Below are 26,047 nucleotides of genomic sequence, written 5' to 3' on the forward strand. Positions count from 1 at the left end.
CGCCATTTTCTTTTTCGGGAGAGTCGATTGCGCAGCGAAATCGTGGTGGTCGGAGGTGGCGCGGGCGGGCTGGAGCTGGCCTGCAAACTGGGGCGCAAGCTGGGGCCCTCGAAGGTGATGCTGATCGACAGCCGCCTGTATCACATCTGGAAACCGTCGCTGCACGAAGTCGCCGCCGGCACCCTCGATATCCATCAGGAGGGCCTGTCCTACCAGATGCTCGCGCACGACAACGGCTTCACCTTCGTCTACGGCGCGCTCGAAGGGCTCGATGCGGACCGGCGCCGCTTGCGGGTGGGCGCGGTCGACACCGCCGGCGGCGAGGAAGTCCTGCCGGCCCGCAGCATCGACTACGCTTCGCTGGTGCTGGCGATCGGCAGCACCTCGAACTACTTCGGCGTGCCGGGCGCGCCCGAACACACGATCTCCCTGAACGCCACCGAGGACGCCGAGCGCTTTCGCCTCAGGCTCCTGCGCCTGCTGGCGATGGCAGACCAGGACAAGAGCGACGGCAAGCCCGCGGCGATCGACATCGTCATCATCGGTGGCGGGGCGACCGGCGTCGAGCTGGCGGCGGAACTGCGCGAGGCGAGCGGGGTGTACGCCAGCTACGGCTTCGACCACCTGGAGGCGCTGCGCGACGTCCACATCACGCTGCTCGAAGGTGCGCCGCGCATCCTGGCGCCGCTGCCGGAGCGCGTGTCGCAGGCGGCGCTGGCCTTGCTGAAGGAGCGCGCGATTCGGGTGGTCACCGAGTGCAAGGTGACCTCGATCGAGCCGGGCAGGGTGCAGGACGCCGCCGGCAACGCCTACCGCGCCGACCTGTGCGTGTGGGCCGCCGGCATCCGCGCGCCGCAGCTGCTGTCGGACCTAGGGCTGGCGACCAACCGCGGCGGCCAGCTCGAAGTGGACGAGCGGCTGCGCGTGAAGGGCAGCGAGCACATTTACGCCCTGGGCGATTGCGCGGCCTGCGTGGACCGCAACGGCAAGCCGGTGCCGCCGCGTGCACAGGCTGCGCACCAGCAGGCCGACTACCTGCGCCGCTCGTTCCTGTTGCAGGCGGCGGGCAAGCCGGAGCAGCGCCAGGGATACGCCTATACGGATTACGGTTCGCTGGTATCGGTGGGCAGCACCACCTCGGTCGGCAGCCTGATGGGCGCGCTACGGGGATTCAACTGGTTCGTCGAGGGCTTCCTGGCCCGCATGATGTATGTGAGCCTGCACTTGATGCATCACCGCGCGGTGCTGGGGACGATGCGCACCGGCCTGCTGGCGCTGGCGCGCTTCCTGATCCGGCGCACCACGCCGCTGGTCAAGCTGCACTGAGCGCGCCGCCGGCTGCGTCGTCGCGGGGCAGGGTCAGGGTCAGCACGGTGCCGTGCGGCGCAGGCGCCGCGGTCAGGCGCCCGCCCAGGTAGGCGGCCCGTTCACGCAAGGCGCGCAGGCCGTGGCGGTCGGCGGCCGCCAGCACGGAAGCATCGATGCCCACGCCGTTGTCGCGTACCGTCAGCGTCACCTGGTCGCCGTCGTCGTCGAGGATCACATCGACTTCGGTGGCGTGCGCGTGCGCGGCGATATTGCGCAAGCCTTCTTCCAGGCAGCGCAGCAAGGCCACGCCCTGCAGGCGCGGGTAGCTGGTGTCGTGCTCCGGCAGGCTGACTCGCGTGACCAGTCCGTGCTGCTCGCGGAATTGGTCGACCGCCTCGCTGATCGCCGCGCGCAGGCCGAGGAATTCCAGCTTGTCGTTCCATAGCGCCACCTGCATCTCGCGGTTGGTGGTGATCAGGGTCTGCAGCAGCTGCTTCATCTGCGCGGTCCGGTCGAGCAGGGCCTGCTCCTTGGGCAGCTGCGCGTTCAACAGGTGCAGGTGCATGGTCAGCGCCGTCATCGACGAACCGATGGTGTCGTGCAGCTTGCGCGCCAGCAGGCGCCGGTCGTCGTCCCAGCTGGTGGTCAGGTGGCCGAGCAGTTCGCGCAGGTCGTCGGTGCGCGCCGCCGCGAGGCGATCCGGTGGCGTGTCTGAAGGTGGGACTGCCGGTGCGGTCATTGGGGAAGCCTGTGAAAAAGTTTCCAAGATCATACAACAGGTGCACGCGGGGGTGTCGCCATGGTCGTGACGGCGGCATCGGTTAGGTGTCGAACAGTCGCCCGGTGGGTTGAATGCCATCATTGGGCCATGGCATTTTCGCCATTATTTCCAACCGAAAATAGGGGACCCCATGAATAAGCCGACTGACGCCATTGCGATGCTGACCGCCGACCACAAGGAAGTGAAGACGATGTTCGAGGAATACGACGGTCTGGGCGACCGCGCCAACGCCAGCAAGAAGAAGCTGGCCGACAAGATCTGTACCGCGCTGACCCTGCATGCAACGATCGAGGAAGAAATCTTCTATCCGGCATTGCGCGCGGCCAGCAAGGAAGCCGCCGACCTGCTCGACGAAGCGCTGGTCGAGCACGCCGGCGCCAAGGACCTGATCGCCCAGATCCAGGAAATGGATCCGGAAGATGAACTGTACGACGCCAAGGTCAAGGTGCTGGGCGAGCAGATCGATCACCACGTCGGCGAGGAAGAGGGCGAGATGTTCCCGAAAGCGAAGAAGGCCAAGCTGGACCTGGCTGCGCTGGGCGCCGAGATGGCCGCGCGCAAGGACGAACTGGCCGCGACGATGTGATGTAGGGCGGGGTCTGGTCCTGCGGACCGGCCCTGATGCCGTCCAGTGAAGGTGAAAAAATTGGCGCGGCTCGCAGGATCGGGGTCTGGTCCTGCGGACCTGACCCCATTTCGATTTCGCCACACAGGTTCGGAACAAGCTTTTTTTTGGTCACCGGTGTGGTGGCGCCGGCGGGATTCTCAACATGGGGTCAGGTCCGCAGGACCAGACCCCATACCTTATTTAGCGGCGACTTCGTGCCCGCAGCCGATCGCCGCGAGCAGGTGGTTGATGTCCACCGGCTTGACCAGGTGCACGTCGAAGCCCGCTTCGAGCACGCGCCGCTGGTCGTCCGCCAGGCCGTAGCCGGTCAGGGCGATCAGCCTGATATGGCGCGTGGTGTCGCTGCCGCGCAGGCGGCGGGCCACTTCGTAGCCGTCGATCCCCGGCAGGCCGATGTCGACCAGCGCGACGTCCGGCGCGCCGGCATGCGCCATCTGCACGCCTTGTACGCCATCGGCGGCCTGTTGCACCGAGTAGCCGTAGGCGTCGAGCATGGTCGCCATCATTTCGCGGCCGTCCTCGTTATCCTCGATCAGCAGCACCGTCGGCTTGCCCGCATCCACAGCTTGCGCCGCGTGCGGCACGCTGGCCGCGACCGCCGTGGTGCGCGGCAGGCGGATCGTGAAGGTGCTGCCTTCGCCGGCGCCGTTGCTGTCGGCGCTGACGCTGCCGCCATGCAGCTCGACCAGCCGGCGCACCAGCGCCAGGCCGATGCCCAGTCCGCCCTGCGAGCGGTCGATCGTGATCGACCCCTGCACGAACACGTCGAACACGTGCGGCAGCAGATCGGGCGCGATGCCAACGCCGGTGTCGCGCACCGTCAGCAGCACCTGGTTGTGGTGGTCGTCGTCGCGCATCGAGATGTGGATGCTGCCGCCGTGCGGCGTGTACTTGAGCGCATTGTCGATCAGGTTGGTCGCGATCTGCTCGAGACGCGTCGGGTCGCCGTCGACCCAGCCCGGCTGCATGTCGGTATCGATCGTGTAGTTGCCGGTGCGGCCGGTGGCCTTGAAGGTGTCGAGGCAGGCCGACACCAGCGCCGACATCTCCAGCGGCTGGCGCGCCAGCAGGATCTTGCCGGACATGGCGCGCGACAGGTCGAGCAGGTCGTCGACGATGCGCGACAGGTGCTGGCTCTGGCGCTGGATGATCATCTTGGCGCGGTTGACCACCTCGGGCCCGGCGCCGGCCAGGCCGATCAGCGAGGCGGCGCTGCTGATGGCCGACAGCGGGTTGCGCAGTTCGTGGCCCAGCATGGCCAAAAATTCGTCCTTCGCGTGGTTCTTGCGCTCGGCCGCCTGGCGCTCTTCCATCTCGCGCGTCAGGCGCTTGTTGGTGGCGGTCAGCTCGGTGGTGCGCTGGCTCAGCTTCTGGGTCTGGCGCCGCAATTCCTCGTTCTTCATCGCCAATGCCACGAACACCGACACCTTGGCGTGCAGGATCTGCGGGATCACGGGGGTGAACAGGAAATCGGCGGCGCCGCGCTGGTAGGCCTTGACGCGGTCGATCTCGTCGGCCAGGAAGGCGGTCACGAAGATGATCGGGATGTCGGCCGAGCGAGCGCGCTGGTGGATCGCCTCGGCCGTCTCGAAGCCGTCCATGCCGGGCATGTTCACGTCGAGCAGGATCACGGCGAAATCGTGCAGCAGGACCTGGCGCAGCGCTTCCTGGCCCGAACGGGCGGTCATGACCTCGTAGTTGGTCTGCGCGGCCCATTGGTCAAGCAGGCTGGTCAGTGCCAGCAGGCTTGCCGCGTCGTCGTTGACGACCAGGATTTTCGGTTTTTCTGTTTTAGGCACGTCATTCCTGCGCTACGGGATCTAGGTAGTTGGGGCCATTGCAAAGCCCGACGGACAGGATAGCAGAAACTGTATTGCCAGCACGCACGTTTCGTACATACCGGAAAGACAGGCGGTGTCAGCCATGATAGTCCCGGTCCGGGGCGCTGTCAAAATGCAAGGCACTATTGGTTCTAACTGTGCGGATTGTTCGGTGCCGCACATACCCTCGCAAGGCGCTGTGACATAGTTCCATTGTGTCCAGTTTGCCCGCGAATGGCGAACCGGCTTCCCACCTGAAAGGACAGATGATGAATATCGAAACGATCGTAGACGACAAATTCAAGACCCAATGCTTCCGCGAGCTGGTCGAGGCGCCCATCAGCGCGCTGCGCGGGGTCAGTCCGGACGACGCGCGCGCGATGAGCAAGGCGTTTGGCGTGAACACCATCGGCGAGCTGGCCGACCTGCGCTTCGTCAAGTGGGCCTGCGCGATCAAGACGCTGGCCGAAGAAGAAACCGACACCACGGAGCAAAAGGCCAAGGAGACTCTGCTTGACGAAGCGGTTGAAATGACTTTCCCGGCGAGCGACCCGATTTCGGTCGATGCGGGCATTACCCGGATTGAAGTGCCGCCCGAAAAAGTGGACGCGGCCACCGATCACCAGGATGCGGCGAAGTTCGCCGTCAATGCCAAGGCGGCCAAGTAAAGCGACGCGACACGAAAAAGCCAGCTGCGAAGCTGGCTTTTTCGCATTGGGCCGAGGCCATCGCAGGATTCGCGGCGGGACATCAGCCTGCGACAGGAACGGGGTCAGGTCCGCCGGACCAGACCGCAACCCCGATCAAGTCCGCGGCACCAGTTCGGCCGGCATCGCTACCTTCGCCGCCGGCTGCGCCGACGTCGCGCAGAAGCGGTTCTTGCCGCCGCGCTTGGCTTCGTACAGCGCGTAGTCGGCAATGCTGATCAGCGCATCGACGGTCTCGGCATCGTCAGGGTAGATGCTGATGCCGATGCTGGTCGACAGCTGCAAGGTGAGGTCGTTAATGAAGATCGGCTCGGACACCGCCTCGACCAGCTTGGCCGCTGGCCCGTGCGCGTCGGCCAGTCCCGACACTTCGCCCAGCACCACCATGAATTCGTCGCCGCCCAGGCGCGCCACCGTGTCTTCCTTGCGCGAGCATTCGAGCAGGCGCTTGGAAATCGTCTTCAGCACTTCGTCGCCGTAAGCATGGCCGTAGGTGTCGTTGATCGCCTTGAAGCCGTCCAGGTCGATGTACATGATGGCCGCCTTGTGATGATTGCGGCTGGCGTGCTGCAAGGTGGTGGCGATGCGGTCTTCCAGCAGGCGCCGGTTCGGCAGCCCGGTCAGCGCGTCGTGCAGCGCCAGTTCCTGCTGGGCGCGGCTGTACTGGGCCAGCTCGCGGTACAGCAGGCGCACTTCGAGCATGTTGTGGATGCGCTTGTGCACTTCGAGCAGGTCGAACGGCTTGCTGATGAAGTCGCGCGCGCCGGCCTCGAGGGCGGCGATCTTGAAACTCGGCTGGGCGGTCAGGGCCAGCACCGGCAGGTAGCCGCCGTGCTCGATCTCCTTGAGGCCCTTCATCACCTGGAAGCCGTTCAGGCCGGGCATTTGCAGGTCGAGCAGGATCAGGTCGTAGTTGTGTTGCCGATGCAGCGGGCACACCTGTTCCGGCAGCATGGTCGAGCTGACGCTGGTGTAGCCTTCCGCCCGCAATATCTCTTCCATCAGTTCGATATTGTCGGGGGAGTCGTCCACCACTAAAATTTTTGCGTTTAGGATATCTTCTCGGCTCGGCATGCGGGATCTCGGTCAAGGAGCAAATTCTTTACCCATGCGGCATAACGGTTATGTGACATGCCGGGTATCTCTCAACAGTGTAGCAAACTTCGGTTTGTTTCTTGTAGGACAGTGACTCGTAGTACGGTAGGAGTTGCTCAGCGTTGCGGCCGGCCGCTGATGTCGGCCACGGTGGCGATCAGCTGGCTCGGCTCGACCGGCTTGGAAATGTGCGCCGCAAAGCCCGCTTCGAGGGCGCGCAGGCGGTCCTCGGAACGGGCGAACGCGGTCAGCGCGATGGCCGGCACGGCGGCGCCGCCCGCCAGCGCGCGCACCTCGGCCAGCAGCCCGAAGCCGTCCATTTCGGGCATGCCCAGGTCGCTGATCATCACGTCCGGCGGCGCGGCGCGGAAGGCCTCGAGCGCGGCGCGCGCGTTGGGCGCGGTGGTGACGCTGGCGTGGCAGTCCGACAGGATGCGCTTGATCAGGTCGCGCGCGTCGGCCTCGTCGTCCACCACCAGCACTTTCAGGTTCGACAGGTCGCGCACCACGATGTCGGGCGTGAGCGGGGAAGGAGGGCTGTAGGGGGCGCGGTCGGCGCGCGCCGCCAGCACCTGCGCGGACGCCGCCGGCAGTTCGACCGTGAAGGTCGCGCCGCATTCGGCCCCGCCGCTTTCGACCCGCACCGTGCCGCCATGCTGCTCGATCAGGTGCTTGACGATCGACAGCCCGAGCCCCAGGCCGCCGTGCTGGCGCGTTGTCGAGGAGTCGCCTTGACGGAAGCGCTCGAACACGTGGGTGATGAATTCGGGGGCGATGCCGGCGCCGCTGTCGGCCACCGAGATTTCGACGTTGCCGCCGGCCGGGCGCAGGCCGAGGCGCACCAGGCCGTCGCGCGGCGTGAACTTGATCGCGTTCGACAGCAGGTTCCACACCACCTGCTGCAGCCGCGCCGGGTCGCCGGCGATCATGCCGGTGGCGGGATCGTAGTCCTTCTCCAGCCGAATGTTCTTCGCTTCCGCGGCCGGGCGCAGCGTTTCGATGGCGGCGTCGACGAACACCGACGGCGCCAGGGTCTGGATGTCGAGCATGACCTTGCCGGAAGTGATGCGGCTCATGTCGAGCAGGTCTTCGATCAGCTGGGCCTGGGCGCGCGCGTTGCGCTCGATGGTCTGCAGGCCGCGCTGGAGGTCGGCCGCGTCGCGCGTGCCGCGCCGCAGGACCTGGGCCCAGCCGAGGATCGCCGACAGCGGGGTGCGCAGTTCGTGCGACAGCGTGGCGAGAAATTCGTCCTTCATCTGGCTGGTGCGCTCGGCCTCGGCGCGCGCCAGCCGCTCGCTCTCGAGCAGCTCCTTGCGCTCTTCGGCGGCGCGCCGGGCCGCCTCGTACAGGCGGGTGTTGTCGATGGCCACCGCGGCCTGCGCCGCGATGCCGCCGACGATGCGCTCGGTGCGTTCGGTGAACACGCCCGGTTCCGGATGGCCGAACAGCAGGCGCCCGAGCACCTCGCCCGAACGCGACACCACGGGCACTTCGAGGAAGCTGCGTTGCGCGCTGTCGCCGCCGTTGTCGCCCCAGCGGACCACGCCATCGGACTGCGCGGCGGCGCCGGCGAACTGCGCGAATTCGTCGGTCGCCGCGCCGGCCAGCGCGGTCAGCGTGAACGGCTCGCCGGCGCTGTCGGCGCCGTTGTAGACGAAGGCGCCGAAGCGCGCGCCGCTGATGCCGGTGGCGGCGTCGGCGACGGTCTGCAGCAGCGAGCGCAGGTCGCGCTGGCGCGCCAGTGCGCTGCCGGTGCTGTTGAGAAGTTCCAGCACGTTCGACTCGTCGCGCAGCGCCTGCTGCACGCGCTTGTCCTGGTCGACGTCGGTATTGGTGCCGAACCAGCGCACCACATTGCCCTGGCGGTCGCGCACCGCGTTCACGCGCGTGAGGAACCAGCGGAACTGGCCGTCGGCGCCGCGGATCGGGAACTCCATGTCGAACGGATTGCCGGTGCGGATCGACTCCTTCCAGCGCTGGCGCACCAGCGGCAGCACTTCGGGGTCGTGCACCGATTGCCAGTCCCAGCCCGCCATCTGCTCGGGCGTGGTGCCGGTGTACTCGTACCAGCGCTCGTTGTACCAGACGATATGGCCGTCGGCCACCGCCATCCATGCCAGCTGCGGGATCGAGTTGGCCAGCGCGCGCAGCACTTCTTCGCTTTCGCGCAGCGTGTCCTCGGCGTTCTTGCGGGCGCTGATGTCCTGCACCACGCCGGTCATGCCCAGCACGCTGCGCTGGCGGTCGCGGTCGGCGTAATCGGCGCGGCCCACCACCGAGATCCAGCGCGGCGGGCCGCCGGCGGCATCGACGCGGAATTCGACGTCCAGGTCCTCGCGGTGCGCCATCGCGTGGCGGAACTGGTCGCGCACCATGTCGCGGTCGGCGCCGTGCAGGCGCTCGCGCAGCTGGTCCCAAGCCAGCGGCGTTTCCGGCTCGAGCCCGAACAGTTCGGCCGCGCGAGCGCCCAGCGTGAAGCGGTCGGTGCGTGCATCCCAGCGCCAGTCGCCGAGGCGCCCGGCTTCGAGCGCCACGTGCAGGCGCGTGCTGGCGGCGACGATCGCCTGTTCGCCAGCCTTGCGCGCGGTGATGTCGAGGAAGAGGCAGGCCGTCCCGTCGGGCGAGGGCGAGCAGCGCAGTTCGAACCAGCGCTCCAGGCGGACGTGGAAAAATTCGGTGGCGGGGGAAAGCGGCGGCCCGATATGGCATGCTTCCAGGTCGGGCAGGTCCCACAGCACGCGGCCTTCGAGGTCCGCGCGCGCCATGCCGGGAGCGGCAAGCAAGTCCGCCGCGCTGCGATTGAGGCAGGTGATGCGGCCGGCGGGATCGACCGCGCAGAATGCGTCGGCCAGGTGTTCCAGCATGCCGTCCATGCGCGCGCGGTCTGCGCCGTCGCCGGTCATTGGGGGCGCCCGGTGTGAACCGTGCGGCGGTACGCGGCGCCAGGCGGCCGTGGTGGATTGCTCATGTAATGCGTCGCGATCGTCATGTTCGTGCTGCGGGCGCCAGCGGGCGCCATGCTTCGATGAGGGACGATTCTAGCGCACACATGGCGCTGGTATTCACACTGTTGCGCCGACCTCGGCCAGGACCTTTTGCAGCTGCTCGATTTCGTAGGGCTTTTGCAGCGACTTGTGGGGGAATTCGACCTGGCGCAGGAGGGCGTCGCCGTAGCCCGAGGCGAAGATGACTTTCAGTGCCGGATTGGCCTGCAGCGCACGGCGCGCCAGCTCGACGCCCGACATGCCGGGCAGGCTGACGTCGGTAAACAGCACGTTGTAGTTTCCCGCGGCGAGCTTTTCCAGCGCGCCCTCGGCGTGCGCGACGCCGTCGTTGTCGTGGCCGAAGGCGCGCAGCATTTCGCACACCAGGTACTGCGAGTCGAGGTTGTCTTCCACCACCAGGATGCGCAGGCCGGCCGCGGGCACGGCGCTTTCGGCAGCGGGCTGAGTGGCCGGGGCCAGGGAGCACAGCACGCCGAGCACCTGCTGGCGTTCGTCGCGGACCGGGGTGAAATGCAGGTCGCAGTCGCGCGTTTGCGGGCCGCCGGGAATGATGAAGGAGACGGTCTTGCGCGCCGCCTGCGCGGTGTGGCCGGCCAGCGCCTGCTCGAAAGCGTCGTACGCCGCTTCGAGCGGCGCCGGCAGCATCGGCGGCACCTTGGCGCCAGGGGCGGACGGATGCGACGGGCCGGCGAAGGCGGCGTAGGCGTCGTTGAACACGACGATGCGCTGGGGGCCCCAGCACAACAGCATCGGAAACGGGGAGTTGAGCACGATGTCGAGCGTCAGCCGCAGCGCGTGCGGCCATTGCGCCGGCTCGCCCAGCGCGCTGCGCGACCAGTCGATATCGCCGGCGACGCCGGAAAACTTGGGTGCTTCAATCATCATATCGCTCTGGCCGGCCGGAAAAGCGCACATCGTACACCAAAGTGATAGTCGCCCGCAGGTCCGGACGCGGACGCGGGTTGTATCGGTCTTCAGTGCAAACCAGGCGATCTCCGACGACCGCGCGTTCTATCGCAGGTGCGAGGCGAGGGGACTTTACTTAGCGAGAAAAGTATTAAGGATGGCCAGCACCGACAAGATAACACCGCCCCAAAACCCGATCGACGCGATCAAGTTTCGGCTGCGTTCCTCATTCTGCAGAAATTTACTTACCCATTCGGTCATGATGTACTCCATAACCACTTATCCTGCGTTCCATGTTACTCCTCTTGCTAACCGGCGTGGATCTGTGTGGTGAAGTGAATGTCTGCGTAGAGCCATGCAGCTCCAAAGGTGAGCGAAGCGGACGCAACCAAAACGCGGTAATGGCGAATCGTATGGCAAAGTCCTCCGGATCCAAACTTCCGCGTTGGAAAGACAGGCCCCGTAGCGGCAATCAATGCATGAAAAACCAGCAGCGCGACCGCAATCCAGAATGTGTTCGCGCTCCACAGTTCCGAGAAGGCGGCTCCCACGACGGGGTGTCGGAGTTCATAAAGCGCGTTTACGCACATCCCGAGTCCCGCCCACGATAGTTGACCATCCTTGACTGCCACCAGCGGGTTGGCCCGTGCTCTTTCAACCTTATGCAACGGGAAAAGGCGCAGCAGACCCAGAAAAAGCAAAGGAAGAAGTGTGGGGACGAACAAGTGCACCAGATGCCAGTCAGTCACGGGTCCCCCATAGTAATCGTCATTTTTTGGCTCAACGATATGTGGAGCGAGGGCGACGAACCTTGTGATCGCTCATTCGTGCGCACTGGCTTGCGACATTGCGGACAAAAAAAAGCCCGCTACGGGAGCGGGCTGAATCTATTTTCTTGGAGGAGAATAGAGGAGACAGGCGTAGTTTGTTGCATTGCGCCAAAAATCGCCAATTTTCATTCGTGATGACAGTTATCGGGTTCGCGAATGTTTGCAGGATACTGGCGTTTTCGTCATGATTGCCTGTCGCCGCCCAGGCGCTATTTGATCGGAACCGATGGCCACCGTCGTCCAGCATCGCAATGTCAATATCGTCCTGCTCGATGCGGACGAACCGATCGCCGATCACTGCGGTCCGGGCGACATCGCCATCGTCGCCCGTGCGGACGGCTGGTGGACCCACTTCATCGGCCGCGACGGCGCCGTGGACAGCTACGATCGCCCTTATCCTGCCTACAACGAGGCGCTGTGGGCCGCCAAGGCCGCCGCCGAATACGGATTCGACTAGCCAACCCTCCGCACCGCAGGCGAAATCCCGCCTAATGTCCTTCAGGCAAGTTATGATGGCGTCCGCGCTCGCTTGCCTTTTACTCAATCAACCGTGTGCCCCTGTCTGCTTCATTGAAAGTGTTTTACCATTGAAACCATGCTAAAACTGCCACTTCCACTCACTGTTGTCGCCCTTTCGCTGACCGCGTTGGCTTGCGACGCCGGTGCGGCAGGGCAGGCGGGCGCCTCGCTGGTGGACTATTCGCTTGAACAGCTGGCCGACATCGTCGTCACCTCCGTGTCGCGCCAGGAAACCCGGCTTGCCGACGCGCCGGCCTCGATCTACCTGATCAGCGCGGCCGACATCCGCCGCGCCGGCGCCGCCACGCTGCCTGAAGCACTGCGCCTGGCGCCGAACCTGCAGGTGGCGCAAAGCGATGCGCGCAATTACGCGATCACCGCGCGCGGCTTCAGTTCGAACCTGGAAAACAAGCTGCTGGTCCTGATCGACGGGCGCAGCGTCTATTCGCCGCTGTTTTCCGGCGTGTTCTGGGACGCCCAGGACGTGGCGATGGAGGACATCGAGCGTATCGAAGTGATCAGCGGCCCGGGCGCGACGATCTGGGGCGCCAACGCCGTCAACGGCGTGATCAACATCATCACGCGCCCCGCGGCCGACACGCAGGGCGGCCTGGTGGCGGTTAGTGCTGGCGCCAGGCTCCGCTCGGCGACTGCGCGCTACGGCCTGCCGCTCTCCAATGGCGGCCACTACCGCGTGTACGCCAGGCACACCGATGCGGCCCAGACGTTCAGCGAAGCCGGGGCCCCGGGGCGCAACGACTGGCGGCGCCAGCAGGCGGGGTTTCGCGCCGACTGGGACGGCCCCGTGCACGACGTGACCGTCAGCGGCGACGCCTACCAGGGCGCGCTGAGCTCGGGCGCCGGTCCGGACACCCGCATCGCCGGCGCCAACCTGCTCGGCCGGATCGACAGCCGCCTGGCCGACGGTTCCGACCTGCGCCTGCAGGCCTACCTCGACCACACCGAGCGCGACCAGGACAATACCGGCGCCCAGCTGCTCGACACGGTGGACGTCGAAGTCCAGCACGGCGCCGCCCTCGGCGCCGCGCACCAGCTGGTCTGGGGCGGCGGCTATCGCTACAGCCGCGACCGGCTCGAAGGAGGGCCGCTGCTGCAGTTCTCGCCGGCCGAGCGCGCCCTGCACTGGGGCAACGTGTTCGCGCAGGACGAGATCCGCCTGCACGAGGCGTTGCGCCTGACGTTGGGGCTGAAATTCGAGCACAACACCTACACCGGCATGGAAGCGCTGCCCAACGTGCACCTGGCGTGGAAGCTGCGCGCCGGCCAGCTGCTGTGGGCCGGCGTCTCGCGCACCGTGCGCACGCCGTCGCGCATCGACCGCGACCTGTGGCTGGTCGATGCCCGCAATTCGACGCCGGCCGCGCCGCGCTACACCATCGCCGGCGGCCCGCAGTTCGACGCCGAGACCGCGCGCGTGGCCGAACTGGGCTACCGCGGCCAGCAGGGCGGCGCCTTCTCGTACGCGGCGACCCTGTTCTACAGCGACTACGACCGCCTGCGCACGCTCGAGCCGGTCGCCGGCGGCGGCGCCCAGTTCCGCAACTTCGGCCGCGGCAATGCGCGCGGACTGGAAATGTGGAGCCGCTGGCAGGTGCGCGACGACTGGCGCCTGTCCGGCGGGCTGGTGCTGCAGGACGTGCGCACCCACCTGGCGCCCGGCAGCCAGGACAGTTCGGGCGGCACCGGCCTGGCCACCAACGACCCGTCGCACTACTGGTCGCTGCGCTCGTCGCACGACCTTGCCGACGACCTGCAGGCCGACTTGCTGCTGCGCGCGGTCGGCAGCCTGCCGCGCCCGGCGGTGCCCGGCTACAGCGAGCTCGACGCGCGCCTCGCGTGGCAGCCGCGGCGCGACCTGGAACTGTCGCTGGCCGGCCATAACCTGCTGCACCGTTCGCATGCCGAATTCGGCACGGCCGGCACGCGCCAGATGATCGAGCGCGCCGTGTCCGTCAAACTGGCGCTGCGATTTTGAACGCGCCGCGCATACTCTGGTTCCTGCTGCGCCGCCTGTTGCCGGGCGCGGCGCTGCTGGCCGCCTGCCTGGCGCAGGCGCAACCCAGCGCGGTGGCGCTCGAGCGCAGTGTCAAGGCGGCGTTCATCTACAAGTTCCTGGGTTACACTGAGTTTCCGGCGAACGCCTTCAGCGATCCGGCCGCGCCCATCGTGATCGGCGTGGCAGGGTCGGACGACATGGCTGCCGAGCTGGGCCGTATCGTCGCCGGACGCAGCATCAACAGCCGGCCCATCGCCGTCAGGCAGTTCCGCGACGGCGACAGCGTGGCGGCAGTGCAGCTGCTGTTCGTGGCCGGCGCCGATTGCGCCCGCGCCGCCCGCACGCTGCGCCAGGCGCCGGCCGTGCCGGTACTGCTGGTCACCGAATGCGGCACCGGCTTGCAGGCCGGCAGCATCATCAATTTCAAGATTGTCGAGGAGCGCGTGCGCTTCGATGTGTCGCTCGACGCGGCCGACAGGAACAACATCAAACTGAGTTCGCGCCTGCTGACGGTGGCGAACCATGTGAGCAAGGGAGCACAATAAAATGCCGACGCACGATACCGGCTCTGTCCGCAGCAAACTGATCATCATGGCGGTGTCGACCACCTTCGTCGCTCTGATGTCGGCCGCGATCGCCATGCTGCTGTATGACCTGCGCACGTTCCAGCAATACTGGGTCGACGACCTGACCACCCAGGCCGACATCATCGCCAGCGTCACCGCGCCGGCGCTCGCCTTCAACGACGCCAAGTCGGCGCAGCAGAACCTGGCGGTGCTGCGGGTGCGCCCGCAGATCCTGTCGGGCGCCGTCTACACCGCCGCCGGCGCGCGTTTCGCCTCCTACGCGCAGCAGTCGTCGGCCGACCTCAGCTTTCCGGTCAAGCCGGGCAAGCCGGGCTACCGCATCGAGCACGGAGAACTGGTGGTGGTGCACAACATCGTCGAAAACGGCGAGCTGCTCGGCACGGTCTACCTGCGTTCGCGCTACGGCCTGATCGACCGCCTGATCAGCTACGCCACCATCCTCGGCGGCGTGATGCTGGGCGCGCTGGTGATCGCCGCGCTGGTCGCCTCGCGCCTGCAGCAGAGCATCACGCGGCCGCTGCTGGCGGTCACCAACGTCGCCCGCGAAGTGATGCAGCGGCGCGACTTCACCTTGCGCGTGCCGGGCAACGACAGCGGCGAGATCGGCGTGCTGGTCACGGCCTTCAACGACATGCTGGCCGAGATCGGGCGCCGCTCGCACGCGCTGCAGGAAGCGAACCTGACGCTCGAGCACGAGATGCAGGTGCGCCACCGCGCCGAACAGGCGCTGCTGGTGGCCGACCGCCGCAAGGACGAATTCCTGGCGACGCTGGCGCACGAGCTGCGCAATCCGCTGGCGCCGATCCGCACCGGCCTCGACATCCTGCGCCTGCGCAGCGGCGACGCCCAGGCCACCCAGCGCGCCACCGACATCATGGAACGCCAGCTGCGCCAGATGGTGCGCCTGGTCGACGACCTGCTCGACGTCTCGCGCATCAACACCGGCAAGTTCGCCATCAAGATGGGCCGGGTCGAACTGAAGGCGGTGGTCAACGACGCGCTCGAAGTGGTGCGCTCCTACATCGAGCTGCACGGCCACGAACTGGTGATCGACCTGCCGGACCGCCCGGTGTTCCTCAACGGCGACGCCACGCGGCTGGCGCAGATCCTGTCGAACCTGCTCAATAACGCGGCCAAGTACACCAACCGCGGCGGGCGCGTGAGCCTGTCGGCGCGGGTCGAGGACAAGAACCTGATCGTCACCGTGGCCGACAACGGCATCGGCATCGCGCCGGACATGCTCAATAGTGTGTTCGAGATGTTCGTGCAGGTGGACTCCACGCTCGAGCGCACCAACGCCGGCCTGGGCGTGGGCCTGTCGCTGGCGCGGCGCCTGGCCGAACTGCACAACGGCACCATCGAAGTGCGCAGCGGCGGGATCGGGCGCGGCAGCGAATTTACGGTGCGCCTGCCGATCGTGGTCGAGCCTGAACTGCCGACCAAGACCACGCCGGCCGCCTTCATCAGCGCCGAGACCTACCGCATCCTGCTGGCCGATGACAACGTCGACTTCGTCAACAGCATCGGCGCGCTGCTCTCGGCGATGGGGCACAGCGTGGTCATCACGCATAACGGACCGGACGCGCTGACGGCCGCCGCGCGCTTCTGTCCCGACTTCGCCTTCCTCGACATCGGCCTGCCGCAGATGTCCGGCTACGACCTGGCGCGCGGCATCCGCAAGCTCTCGTGCGGGCCGATGACGCTGCTGATTGCGGTGACGGGCTGGGGCCAGGAAAAGGACCGCCAGCTGGCGTTCGAGGCGGGGTTCGACCACCACATGGTCAAGCCCGTGCGCTTCGAGCAGATCGAGGAAATTCTCAGCAACCGCGCCATCGTGAAGAAGATGCGTACCTGAGAGACAGGGCGCTCGTGTTATCTATCGGGGTCTGGTCCTGCGGACCTGACCCCATTTTCGCCGCACCCACAGGCATTGCAGGCATGACGCATCAGTAGTCGATGATGCATTTCCAATCGGATTGAACAGGTAGCCGCCGCCGCAGCGCTTGATTACCATCTGGTCTGGCTGACGCATTCCGCGGGCCTGCTGTTTGGGGAGAGAGGCGATGTCGGACGACGAGATGCAACCGCTGCAGTACATCAAACAATACCATTCCCATCGCGATTCGCTCTACCATCCCGAGCGTGGCCCCAGCATTTTTGGCTTGGTTGCGAACCCTTCACTCGACTGCGTTTGCGCCGAGCTGGCGCGGCTTGCGTACACGCGTTTTGAAAAAAACGCTGCGGCGCAGGCGAGGCTAGCGCAGATCCTGGCAACCGGTGGCTTCGGCCAACCCGCTTGCTTCAACAGCGAAGGGTCGCAGGCATTCGCGGTCAAAGCGAAAGACGCCAGGCGGTTCGTGTCGTTTCGCGGTACCCAGACCGACGATTTGACCGATGTAATCCATGACGCAGAATGCATACCCATGACAGTGGCGGGTTACCGGGGAATGGTCCACTGGGGCTTCGAGAAAGCGCTGCAATCGATCTGGCCACAGGTGCAGGAGTGGCTCGCCGCGAATGCGTCGCCGCAGCCGCCTGTTTTTACCGGGCACAGTCTCGGCGCGGCGCTGGCAACGCTGGCCGCGGCGCGCGTGCCAAACGCCGAACTCATTACATTTGGGTCGCCCCGGGTAGGCAATGAGGAATTTGCCGCGAGCTTTGCGGGACGCGCGGTTCGGCGCTACGTCGATTGCTGCGATGGAGTGACGCTGGTGCCGTTGGAAGCGGGGTGGGGTACAAGCACGTGGGGCTGATGACCTACATCGACCGCGACGGAAAGTTGCAACAGCTGCTGCCATCTCCTCGCAACATCGAACAAGACAAGTTATTGGGGCACGTGTGGTTTGCAACGATCGATGTCCTGGATATCGACAAGGTGCGGCTGCGCGAGTTTGCCGATCACGCCCCGGCCAACTACATCCGGGCCCTGATCTAGCCGGGAACGCCAGGGATTCGATCCCGGCAAAGAAAAAGGGCCTGAAGATTTCTCTTCAGGCCCTTCGTCTTACGAATAATGGTGCGGCTGGCAGGAATTGAACCCACGACCCCTTGGTTCGTAGCCAAGTACTCTATCCAGCTGAGCTACAGCCGCGAAAGACAAGATTATAGCAGGGGTTTTTCAAAACGCCAAGCATGTCGCAAGCGTTGATCAAGCCGCGGGATCGGGCGTTTCGGGCGGGGCGTCATTCAGCCCGCGCGCCATCGCGCCGCCTTCGCCGCGCCAGAAATCACGATCTGCCAGCCGCACCCGTTCGGCCGCATGCATCATGTGCTCGGCCGCCGCCTTGCGCGCCAGCTCCGGGTCGCCCGCGGCGATCGCCTGCACGATCTTTTCGTGTTCCTGCCGCACTTGGTTGGAGAAGTCCGCGCGCCGCGCTTCATTGGCGCGCGTGACCTTGACCGCGGCGCGCGTCGGCTGGGCGAACATCTCGGTGAACTTGACCCAGTAAGGATTGCCGGTGGCCTCGGCGATGCTCAGGTGGAAGCGCACGTCTTCCTCGACGCCGCTCACGCCGCTGGCCACCGCTTCCTCGATGCGGCGAAGCGCATGCTCGATCTCGGCCAGTTGCCCCGGCGTGCGGCGCAGCGCGGCCAGCGCCGCCGTCTCCGATTCCAGGCCGCGGCGCACCTCGATCAGGTTCAGCAGCGACTGCACCGATTGCTCGGTCGCCGCGTCTTCGCCGGCGGACGGCTGCGGCTCCTCGGCGCAGATGAAGGTGCCACTGCCTTTGCGGCTGCTGAGGATGCCGTCGGCCTTGAGCTGGGCGATCGCCTCGCGCAACACGGTGCGGCTGACGCCGAAATGCTCGGACATCGCCTGCTCGGACGGCAGGCGCGTGCCCGGGGCCAGCCCGTCCTCGCGAATCTTGGCCAGCAGCCTGGCGGCAGTGCGCGCGCCCAACGTGCCGGCTTCGAAACCGATGCGGTCCGGTTCGGGTCTAACAGGGGGCAGGTCCATCGGTTGTTCCATCTTTATTTCCTTTGCGTATGCACCGCGAATTATACAAATATACAGCTTGACACGCATACTTCGTACAAATAATATACAGCAAATCAGCTTTTATACAACTCGCCAACCGCATCCCGCGGCAAAAAAACCAGGCGGCCGATTTCTTAACCGATATCAGGAGACAAAGATGGCGATTACCGGAACGCATCCAGGGCTGGACCGGCCTGCTTCCCCCAACGCGGACGCCGACGAAGCATCGGTGTATCGCAAGGTCACGTGGCGCATCGTGCCCTTCCTCATGCTGTGCTACATCGTGGCCTACCTCGACCGCGTGAATGTCGGCTTCGCCAAGCTGCAGATGCTGACCGACCTGAAGTTCAGCGAAACCGTCTACGGCCTCGGCGCCGGTGTGTTCTTCTTCGGCTACTTCCTGTTCGAGGTGCCCAGCAACGTCATCCTGCACAAGGTCGGCGCCCGCGTCTGGATTGCCCGCATCATGATCACCTGGGCGCTGATCTCCGGCGCCTTCATGTTCGTCTCCACGCCCATCCAGTTTTACGTGATGCGCTTCCTGCTCGGCCTGGCCGAAGCGGGCTTTTTCCCCGGCATCATCCTGTACCTGACCTACTGGTTCCCGGCCGAGCGCCGCTCGCGCATGGTGTGCACCTTCATGACCGCCATTCCTCTGGCCGGCCTGATCGGCGGCCCGCTGTCGGGCTGGGTGATGGAGTCGTTCGCCGGCAAGGGCGGCATGGCCGGCTGGCAGTGGATGTTCCTGGTCGAGGCGGTGCCCGCCATCGTGATGGGATTGATCGTGCTGGTGTATCTCGACGACGGTATCCGCGCGGCCAAGTGGCTGACCGAACCTGAAAAGAAACTGCTGGAAGAGAAGATCAGCCACGAGACGGCCGGCAAGGTGGTCCATCCCTCGCTGCGCGCGGTGTTTGCCGACCCCCGCGTGTGGCTGATGGCGCTGATCTATTTCTGCTGCGTCACCGGCCAGTACGGCCTGACGTTCTGGCTGCCGACCCTGATCAAGACGGCCGGCATCAAGGGCGTGCTGAACATCGGCATGTTCACCGCCATTCCGTACGCCGCCGCGGTGGTGACGATGCTGTACCTGGGCCGCAGCTCCGACAAGCACATGGAGCGCCGCTGGCACCTGGTGATCCCGCTGCTGCTGGGCGCCGTCGGCCTGGTCGGCAGCGCGCTGGCCGGCACCACCAACACCGGTCTTGCCATCGTCGCGCTGTCGATCGCCGCGGCCGGCGTTCTGTCCTCGGCGCCGCTGTTCTGGGCGCTGCCGACCTCGTTCCTCTCCGGCGTGGGCGCCGCAGCCGGCATCGCCGCCATCAACTCGGTCGGCAACCTGGCCGGCTTCGCCAGCCCGTTCCTGATCGGCTGGATCAAGGACCTGACGCATTCGACCGATATCGCGCTGTACGTCCTGTCCGGCGTGCTGGTGGGCGGCGCGCTCATCGTGCTGAACATCCCGGCCAAAATGGTCAACCGTTAAGGAGTAATGATCATGGCAGAGCAAATCGACCGCGTCGGGGTAGTTGGCCTCGGCGCGATGGGGATGGGCATCGCCCAATCGCTGCTGCGCGCTGGCCTGGAAGTGCATGCCTGCGACGTGCGCGACGAGGCGGTGCGGGCGCTGGTGGCGCAGGGCGGCCACGCCGCGGCGTCGCCGGCGGAACTGGCCGGCAAGGTCGATGCGATGCTGATCGTGGTGGTCAACGCGGCGCAGACCGAGCAGGTGCTGTTCGGCGAGAATGGCGCCGCCTTTCAGCTCAAGCCCGGATCGGTGGTGATCGCCAACGCCACCGTGGCGCCGGAATTCGCCGAGGCGCTGGGCGCGCGCCTGCTAGGGATGGGCCTGCGCTTCATCGACGCGCCGATTTCCGGCGGCGCCGCCAAGGCCGCGACGGGCCAGATGTCGGTGATGGCGGCCGGCGCGCCGGAAACCTTCGATGCCTGCACCCGCATCTTCGACGCCATCTGCGCCAAGCTGTATCGCCTGGGCGACCAGCCGGGACAGGGCTCCAAGGTCAAGATGATCAACCAGCTGCTGGCCGGCGTGCACATCGCCGCCGCGGCCGAGGCGATGGCGCTGGGCCTGCGCGCAGGCTGCGATCCGGACGCGCTATACGAAGTCATCTCGAACAGCGCCGGCAGTTCGTGGATGTTCCAGAACCGCGTGCCGCACATCCTCAAGGGCGACTACACGCCGCTGTCGGCGGTGAATATTTTCGTCAAGGACCTCGGCATCGTGCTCGACTACGCGAAGAAGAGCGTGTTCCCGCTGCCGCTGTCGGCCACCGCGCACCAGATGTTCATGCAGGCCTCGGCGGCCGGGCATGGCGGCGAAGACGATTCGGCCGTCGTCAAAGTCTTCCCGGGCATCACGCTGCCAGGGAGCCGGCCATGACTGTCCTGCTCGGATGCATCGCCGACGATTTCACCGGCGCGACCGACCTGGCCGGCATGCTGGTCAAGGCGGGCATGCGCACGGTGCAGCTGATCGGCGTGCCGGCCGGCCCACCGCCGCAGGATGTCGACGCGATCGTCATCGCGCTCAAGTCGCGAACCAATCCGGCGCCCGAAGCGGTGGAGGAATCGCTGGCGGCGCTGCGCTGGCTGCAGCAGGCCGGCTGCCGCCAGTTCCAGTTCAAGTACTGCTCGACCTTCGATTCCACGGCGCGCGGCAATATCGGGCCGGTGGCGGAAGCGCTGATGGAGGCGCTGGGCACCGACTTCACCATCGCCTGCCCGGCCTTCCCGGCGAACAACCGCACCATCTACAAGGGCTACCTGTTCGTCGGCGACGAGCTGCTGAGCGAATCGGGCATGCGCAACCATCCACTGACGCCGATGACCGACGCCAACCTGGTGCGCGTGCTGCAGCAGCAGGTGGCAGGCAAGGTCGGCCTGGCAGATTACAAGGCGGTCGGGCAGGGCGCCCAAGCGATCAAGGCGCGCTTCGAGGCCTTGAAGGCGGAGGGCGCGCGCTTCGCCATCGTCGACGCGGTGACCAATCGCGACCTGGAAGAAATCGGCGCCGCCTGCGACGACCTGCCGATGATTACCGGCGGCTCCGGCATCGCGCTCGGCCTGCCGGAAAACTTCCGCCGCCGCGGCTTGCTGGCCCGGCACGATGCGGCCGATGCGCTGCCTGCCACCGGCGGCCTGCGCGCGGTGATCTCCGGCAGCTGCTCGGTCGCTACGCAGGCGCAGGTGGCGCTGATGGCGGAGACAGCGCCGGCCTTCGTCATCGATCCCTTGCAACTGGCGCGCGGCGACGATGTCGTCTCCGCCGCGCTCGACTGGGCGGCCGATCGCCTGTCGCGCGGACCGGTGCTGGTGTACGCCACCGCGACGCCGGAAAAAGTGCGCACGGTGCAGGCGCACTTGGGCGTCGAGCACGCCGGCAGTTTGGTGGAAAACGCGCTGGCCGACATTGCGCGCGGCCTCGTTAAGCTTGGCGTCGGCCAGTTGATCGTCGCCGGCGGCGAGACCTCCGGCGCCGTCGTCAAGGCGCTCGGCGTGACCGGATTGCGCATCGGCCCCGAGATCGATCCCGGCGTGCCCTGGACCACGGTGTTGAAAGAGGGTGGTGGCCAGCCGCTGGCGCTGGCGCTCAAGTCGGGCAATTTCGGCAGTCCGGATTTCTTCGTCAAGGCATGGAGCAAGCTCGCATGAGTGCCAATGAAAATCGCCAGCGCGAGCAGATCGTCGACTTCGGCCGCTCGCTGTTCGAGCGCGGCCTGACCGCCGGCAGCAGCGGCAACCTAAGCGTGCGGCTCGGGGACGGCTGGCTGCTCACGCCGACCAACGCCAGCCTGGGCCGGCTCGATCCGGCCAGCATCTCGAAGCTCGACTGGGACGGGCGCCTGGTCAGCGGCGAGCCGCCGTCCAAGGAAGCCTTCCTGCACCGCGCGATGTACCAGGCGCGTGAGCAGGCCGGCGCCATCGTCCACCTGCACTCGACCCATTCCGCCGCGGTATCGTGCATGTGCGGCTTGAACCACGACGACTGCATTCCGCCGCTGACGCCGTATTTCGTGATGAAGATCGGGCGCCTGCCGCTGGTGCCATACCATCGGCCGGGCGATCCGGAACTCGGTCCGGCAATCAGTAAGCTGGCCGCCAGACACAACGCGGTGCTGCTCGCCAACCACGGCCCGGTGGTGTCCGGCGCCTCGCTCGAAGCGGCCGTGTACGCCGCCGAGGAACTGGAAGAAACCGCCAAGCTGTTCCTGCTGCTGCGCGACGTGCCGGCCCGGCCGCTGGACGCCGCGCAAATCGACGACCTCAAGACCACATTCAAGCTTGAAATTTAATTTCAAAAGGTGCCCCATGTTGAAATTTGCTGCCAACCTCACGATGATGTTCACCGAACATCCGTTCCCGCAGCGCTTTGCCGCCGCGGCCGCCGCCGGCTTCCGCGGCGTCGAATTCCTTTTCCCTTACGACCACACGCCGCAGGAAGTGGCGCAATGGCTCGACGAAAACAAGCTGGAGAACGCGCTGTTCAACCTGCCGCCTGGCGACTGGGCGGCCGGCGAGCGCGGCATCGCCTGCCTGCCGGGCCGCGAAGAGGAATTTCGCGCGGGCGTGCAGAAGGGTCTCGAATACGCCAAGGCGCTCGGCACCAAACGCGTCCACATGATGGCGGGGTTGATTCCGGCCGATGCCGACCTGGCGGTCTGCCGCGCCACCTACCTTACCAACCTGCGCCACGCGGCCGGTGTGTTCGAGCCGCACGGCATCACCGTCGTCATCGAGCCGATCAACGGCCGCGACATGCCGGGCTACTTCCTCGTCACGCAGGCGCAGGGGCACGAGATGCGCGAAGCGTCGGGCGCGCCGAACGTCAAGGTGCAGATGGACTTCTACCACGCGCAGATCGTCGAGGGCGACCTGGCGATGAAATTCCGCCAGCACTTCGACGGCATCGGCCACGTGCAGATCGCCAGCGTCCCCGCGCGCAACGAGCCGGACGATGGCGAAGTCAATTACCCCTATCTGTACCGGGTGCTCGAAGAGCTGGGCTACGACGGCTGGATCGGCTGCGAATACCGGCCGCGCGGGCGCACCGAGGACGGCCTTGGCTGGCTTGCCGCCGTATCGAAAGGAGAAGCCAAATGAAAGTGCTGATCACCGGCGGCGCCGGCTTCCTCGGTCAGCGCCTGGCGCGCGCTCTGCTCAAGCGCGGCCAGTTGAGCGACAGCCAGGGCCAGCCGCGCACCATCGACGAACTGGTGCTGGTCGACGTCGTCGCGGGCAACGATTTCGGCGACCCGCGCGTGCGCGTGGTGACGGGCGATATCTCCGATGCCGCGCTGCTGCGCGAGCTGGTCGACGAACGCACCCAATCCATCTTCCACCTGGCGGCGATCGTCAGCGGCGCGGCGGAGGCCGACTTCGATTTGGGCATGCGCATCAACCTCGACGCCTCGCGCGCCTTGCTCGACGCCTGCCGCCTGCGCGGGCACCGGCCCAAGGTCGTGTTCACCAGCTCGGTCGCGGTGTATGGCGGCAAGCTGCCGGCGCTGGTGAGGGACGACACCGCGCTCAATCCGCAATCGTCGTACGGCGCGCAGAAGGCGATCGGCGAACTGCTGCTGAACGACTACAGCCGGCGCGGCTTCGTGGACGGGCGCGTGCTGCGCCTGCCGACCATCAGCGTGCGGCCCGGCAAGCCGAACAAGGCCGCGTCCTCGTTTGCCAGCGGCATCATCCGCGAACCGTTGAACGGGGAGGCTGCGGTGTGCCCGGTGTCGCCGGACCTGCGCCTGTGGCTGCTGTCGCCGCGCGGCGCGATCGAGTCGCTGATTGCGGGACACGAACTCGATGGACCGGCGCTGGGCATGAGCCGCACCATCAACCTGCCGGGCATTTCGGTGAGCGTGGGCGAGATGGTCGAAGCGCTGGGCAAGGTGGCGGGGCCAGAAGCGGTGGCGCGCATCACGTTTGCGCCTGACCCGGCGATCGAGCGCATCGTCAACAGCTGGCCGGGTGCGTGGGACACGGCGCGCGCCAAGGCGCTGGGGCTGGTGGCCGATCCCGACTTCGAGAGCATCATCCGCGCCTTCATCGCCGACGAATGACGGAGTGGGGCAGGCTGTCGGGGTCTGGTCCTGCGGACCTGATCCCATCTTGGATCGACAAAGAAAAAAGGCCTGAAGATTTCTCTTCAGGCCTTTCGTCTTACGAATTTTGGTGCGGCTGGCAGGAATTGAACCCACGACCCCTTGGTTCGTAGCCAAGTACTCTATCCAGCTGAGCTACAGCCGCGAAGCAAGCATTCTAGCAGTTCCATCTTGTTTTCGGAAGGGCTAACTTGTAGCCATTTCGAAACCAGGACTTCCCTGCCTGGTGTTCCGTTGCTCTGTCGTTGCCGATTCGCTTTGGAACCGGAGGGCTTGCCCTCCGAAGAAGCAGCATTGTAATGAACCGTGGCGCGCTTGTCCAGAGCCATCGCCGCGACGGCGCAAAGTTTTTTCCGGAAACTCTTCTTCTGGTAGATTACTACTTCACAACTTAACAACAAGAGGGATCGCTTCATGACCATCATCACGACCGTCGAAGACCTGCGCGAACTGGCAAAGAAACGGGTGCCGCGCATGTTCTACGATTACGCGGATGCCGGCTCGTGGACCGAATCGACATACCGCGCCAACGAGGCCGACTTCGGCAAGATCAAGTTCCGCCAGCGCGTTGCGGTCAACCTCGAGGACCGCAGCCTGCGCAGCACGATGATCGGCCAGGACGTGTCGATGCCGGTGGCGCTGGCGCCGACTGGCCTGACCGGCATGCAGCACGCCGACGGCGAAATCCTCGCGGCGCGCGCGGCCGAAAAATTCGGCGTGCCGTTCACGCTCTCGACCATGAGCATCTGCTCGATCGAAGACGTCGCCGCCAACACCAGCAAGCCGTTCTGGTTTCAGCTGTACGTGATGAAGGACCGCCCGTTCATCGAGCGGCTGATCGAGCGCGCGCGCGCCGCGAAGTGTTCGGCGCTGGTGCTCACGCTCGACCTGCAGGTGCTGGGCCAGCGCCACAAGGACATCCGCAACGGCATGACCGCGCCGCCCAAGCTGACCATCGCGAACATCGCCAACCTGATGACCAAGCCGGCGTGGTGCCTGGGCATGCTGGGCACGAAGCGCCGCTTCTTCGGCAATATCGTCGGCCATGCGAGCGCCGTGTCGGACATGTCGTCGCTGTCGTCGTGGACCTCGCAGCAGTTCGATCCGCGCATGTCGTGGGACGACGTGGCGTGGGTCAAGCAGCGCTGGGGCGGCAAGTTGATCATCAAGGGCATCATGGACGTGGAAGATGCGAAGCTGGCCGCGGCCAGCGGCGCCGACGCGCTGATCGTGTCGAACCACGGCGGCCGCCAGCTCGATGGCGCGCAGTCGAGCATCGGTGCGTTGCCGGCGATCGTCGAAGCGGTGGGCAAGCAGATCGAGGTGCACATGGATGGCGGCATTCGCTCGGGGCAGGACGTGATCCGCGCGCTGGCCCTTGGCGCGAAGGGCGTGTATATCGGCCGGCCGTTCCTGTATGGGCTGGGCGCCGGCGGCGAGGCGGGCGTGACCAAGTGCCTTGAGATCATCCGTAACGAGCTCGATCTGACGATGGCGTTCTGCGGCCTGCGCGACGTGAACCACGTCGACAAGAACATCCTGCTGCCCGGAACCTATTGAAATCGTATCCGTCGCTCGATGAGGCCGTGACGGACTGAAATCGGTTAAGAGCAGTCCGGCTGCTTTCGGCTGCTGATTGAAGCGGTCGTTCGCACTTTTGAAAACCACAATATGAAGCGACGTGATGCGTAAATTGGGTTACTTACTGGTCGGAGCGGGATTCAGTTGGCTGGTCTTCTT

The 26,047-nt window shown here is 66.0% G+C and carries 24 protein-coding genes and 2 tRNA genes; 16 read left to right on the forward strand and 10 right to left on the reverse strand.

Annotation, left to right across the window (positions count from 1 at the left end):
- The first annotated feature begins 27 nt into the window (after positions 1-27).
- The gene (locus tag Q4S45_RS07100; RefSeq protein WP_305510448.1) at positions 28-1,326 is read left to right on the forward strand and encodes an NAD(P)/FAD-dependent oxidoreductase; all 1,299 of its coding nucleotides are present in this window, start codon (positions 28-30) and stop codon (positions 1,324-1,326) included.
- Here Q4S45_RS07100 and Q4S45_RS07105 read toward each other — a convergent pair.
- The gene (locus Q4S45_RS07105; RefSeq protein WP_305510450.1) at positions 1,313-2,047 is read right to left on the reverse strand and encodes a sensor histidine kinase; all 735 of its coding nucleotides are present in this window, start codon (positions 2,045-2,047) and stop codon (positions 1,313-1,315) included. The genes Q4S45_RS07100 and Q4S45_RS07105 overlap by 14 nt on opposite strands.
- Before the next feature lie 172 nt (positions 2,048-2,219).
- Here Q4S45_RS07105 and Q4S45_RS07110 point away from each other — a divergent pair, with 172 nt between their 5' ends.
- Positions 2,220-2,675, forward strand: coding sequence for a hemerythrin domain-containing protein (locus Q4S45_RS07110; RefSeq protein ID WP_305510452.1), 456 nt, complete (start codon positions 2,220-2,222; stop codon positions 2,673-2,675).
- A 218-nt stretch (positions 2,676-2,893) separates the two neighbouring features.
- On the opposite strand, the gene Q4S45_RS07115 is transcribed toward Q4S45_RS07110, so the two are convergent.
- Complete coding sequence (locus tag Q4S45_RS07115) at positions 2,894-4,516, reverse strand: response regulator (protein ID WP_305510454.1); 1,623 nt, start codon at positions 4,514-4,516, stop codon at positions 2,894-2,896.
- A gap of 287 nt (positions 4,517-4,803) precedes the next feature.
- On the opposite strand from Q4S45_RS07115, the gene Q4S45_RS07120 reads away from it, so the two are divergent.
- A complete protein-coding gene (locus Q4S45_RS07120; RefSeq protein ID WP_308633171.1) occupies positions 4,804-5,205 on the forward strand; it encodes a hypothetical protein in 402 nt (133 codons plus the stop codon).
- Between the two features lie 135 nt (positions 5,206-5,340).
- On the opposite strand, the gene Q4S45_RS07125 is transcribed toward Q4S45_RS07120, so the two are convergent.
- The 5 genes from Q4S45_RS07125 to Q4S45_RS07145 all read right to left on the reverse strand — a co-directional run bounded on the left by Q4S45_RS07125 (position 5,341) and on the right by Q4S45_RS07145 (position 10,999).
- A complete protein-coding gene (locus Q4S45_RS07125; protein ID WP_305510456.1) occupies positions 5,341-6,318 on the reverse strand; it encodes a diguanylate cyclase domain-containing protein in 978 nt (325 codons plus the stop codon).
- A gap of 137 nt (positions 6,319-6,455) precedes the next feature.
- Entirely contained in the window at positions 6,456-9,242 is a 2,787-nt protein-coding gene (locus tag Q4S45_RS07130) for an ATP-binding protein (protein ID WP_305510458.1), read from the reverse strand.
- Positions 9,243-9,401: 159 nt separating this feature from the next.
- Entirely contained in the window at positions 9,402-10,229 is an 828-nt protein-coding gene (locus Q4S45_RS07135; RefSeq protein WP_305510460.1) for a response regulator, read from the reverse strand.
- A gap of 153 nt (positions 10,230-10,382) precedes the next feature.
- A complete protein-coding gene (locus Q4S45_RS07140) occupies positions 10,383-10,511 on the reverse strand; it encodes a hypothetical protein (RefSeq protein ID WP_305510461.1) in 129 nt (42 codons plus the stop codon).
- Positions 10,512-10,558: 47 nt separating this feature from the next.
- On the reverse strand, positions 10,559-10,999 hold the full coding sequence (locus Q4S45_RS07145; protein ID WP_305510463.1) for a hypothetical protein: 441 nt from the start codon (positions 10,997-10,999) through the stop codon (positions 10,559-10,561).
- Between the two features lie 307 nt (positions 11,000-11,306).
- Here Q4S45_RS07145 and Q4S45_RS07150 point away from each other — a divergent pair, with 307 nt between their 5' ends.
- From Q4S45_RS07150 to Q4S45_RS07175, 6 genes are all read left to right on the forward strand, one after another.
- Positions 11,307-11,537 (forward strand): hypothetical protein, encoded by a 231-nt coding sequence (locus tag Q4S45_RS07150; RefSeq protein WP_305510465.1) that lies wholly within the window; start codon positions 11,307-11,309, stop codon positions 11,535-11,537.
- Positions 11,538-11,675: 138 nt separating this feature from the next.
- Positions 11,676-13,595 carry a TonB-dependent siderophore receptor gene (locus tag Q4S45_RS07155; protein ID WP_305510467.1) on the forward strand — a complete coding sequence of 640 codons (1,920 nt, stop codon included), beginning with the start codon at positions 11,676-11,678 and terminating at the stop codon, positions 13,593-13,595.
- Complete coding sequence (locus Q4S45_RS07160) at positions 13,592-14,161, forward strand: YfiR family protein (RefSeq protein ID WP_305510468.1); 570 nt, start codon at positions 13,592-13,594, stop codon at positions 14,159-14,161. Before Q4S45_RS07155 ends, Q4S45_RS07160 begins: the two co-directional genes overlap by 4 nt.
- Position 14,162: 1 nt before the next feature.
- Positions 14,163-16,058 carry an ATP-binding protein gene (locus Q4S45_RS07165; protein WP_305510470.1) on the forward strand — a complete coding sequence of 632 codons (1,896 nt, stop codon included), beginning with the start codon at positions 14,163-14,165 and terminating at the stop codon, positions 16,056-16,058.
- A 208-nt stretch (positions 16,059-16,266) separates the two neighbouring features.
- The gene (locus Q4S45_RS07170) at positions 16,267-16,956 is read left to right on the forward strand and encodes a lipase family protein (RefSeq protein WP_305510472.1); all 690 of its coding nucleotides are present in this window, start codon (positions 16,267-16,269) and stop codon (positions 16,954-16,956) included.
- Positions 16,956-17,138, forward strand: a complete 183-nt coding sequence (locus Q4S45_RS07175) for a hypothetical protein (protein WP_305510474.1) — start codon at positions 16,956-16,958, stop codon at positions 17,136-17,138. The genes Q4S45_RS07170 and Q4S45_RS07175 overlap by 1 nt, the downstream gene beginning before the upstream one ends.
- A gap of 79 nt (positions 17,139-17,217) precedes the next feature.
- On the opposite strand, the gene Q4S45_RS07180 is transcribed toward Q4S45_RS07175, so the two are convergent.
- Together Q4S45_RS07180 and Q4S45_RS07185 are read right to left on the reverse strand one after the other, a co-directional pair.
- Positions 17,218-17,294, reverse strand: a tRNA-Arg gene (locus tag Q4S45_RS07180).
- Between the two features lie 57 nt (positions 17,295-17,351).
- Positions 17,352-18,173, reverse strand: coding sequence for a FadR/GntR family transcriptional regulator (locus Q4S45_RS07185; protein ID WP_305510475.1), 822 nt, complete (start codon positions 18,171-18,173; stop codon positions 17,352-17,354).
- Between the two features lie 166 nt (positions 18,174-18,339).
- Between Q4S45_RS07185 and Q4S45_RS07190 the strand changes: the two genes are divergently transcribed.
- The 6 genes from Q4S45_RS07190 to denD are packed head-to-tail and all read left to right on the forward strand — an operon-like array spanning position 18,340 to position 24,265.
- On the forward strand, positions 18,340-19,668 hold the full coding sequence (locus Q4S45_RS07190) for an MFS transporter (protein WP_305510477.1): 1,329 nt from the start codon (positions 18,340-18,342) through the stop codon (positions 19,666-19,668).
- A 12-nt stretch (positions 19,669-19,680) separates the two neighbouring features.
- Positions 19,681-20,583, forward strand: a complete 903-nt coding sequence (gene ltnD, locus Q4S45_RS07195; RefSeq protein ID WP_305510479.1) for an L-threonate dehydrogenase — start codon at positions 19,681-19,683, stop codon at positions 20,581-20,583.
- Complete coding sequence (gene otnK / locus Q4S45_RS07200; protein WP_305510481.1) at positions 20,580-21,854, forward strand: 3-oxo-tetronate kinase; 1,275 nt, start codon at positions 20,580-20,582, stop codon at positions 21,852-21,854. The genes ltnD and otnK overlap by 4 nt, the downstream gene beginning before the upstream one ends.
- Positions 21,851-22,495, forward strand: a complete 645-nt coding sequence (otnC, locus tag Q4S45_RS07205) for a 3-oxo-tetronate 4-phosphate decarboxylase (protein WP_305510483.1) — start codon at positions 21,851-21,853, stop codon at positions 22,493-22,495. The genes otnK and otnC overlap by 4 nt, the downstream gene beginning before the upstream one ends.
- Positions 22,496-22,511: 16 nt before the next feature.
- Positions 22,512-23,303 (forward strand): 2-oxo-tetronate isomerase, encoded by a 792-nt coding sequence (gene otnI / locus Q4S45_RS07210; protein WP_305510485.1) that lies wholly within the window; start codon positions 22,512-22,514, stop codon positions 23,301-23,303.
- Positions 23,300-24,265, forward strand: coding sequence for a D-erythronate dehydrogenase (gene denD / locus Q4S45_RS07215; RefSeq protein ID WP_305510487.1), 966 nt, complete (start codon positions 23,300-23,302; stop codon positions 24,263-24,265). The genes otnI and denD overlap by 4 nt, the downstream gene beginning before the upstream one ends.
- A gap of 110 nt (positions 24,266-24,375) precedes the next feature.
- Here the strand turns inward: denD and Q4S45_RS07220 are convergent.
- A tRNA-Arg gene (locus tag Q4S45_RS07220) sits at positions 24,376-24,452 on the reverse strand.
- Positions 24,453-24,721: 269 nt separating this feature from the next.
- On the opposite strand from Q4S45_RS07220, the gene Q4S45_RS07225 reads away from it, so the two are divergent.
- Entirely contained in the window at positions 24,722-25,867 is a 1,146-nt protein-coding gene (locus Q4S45_RS07225; RefSeq protein WP_305510489.1) for an alpha-hydroxy acid oxidase, read from the forward strand.
- Positions 25,868-26,047: the final 180 nt, after the last annotated feature.

This window comes from Massilia sp. R2A-15, assembly GCF_030704305.1.
In the GTDB taxonomy this organism is placed as follows: domain Bacteria; phylum Pseudomonadota; class Gammaproteobacteria; order Burkholderiales; family Burkholderiaceae_D; genus JAFCUW01.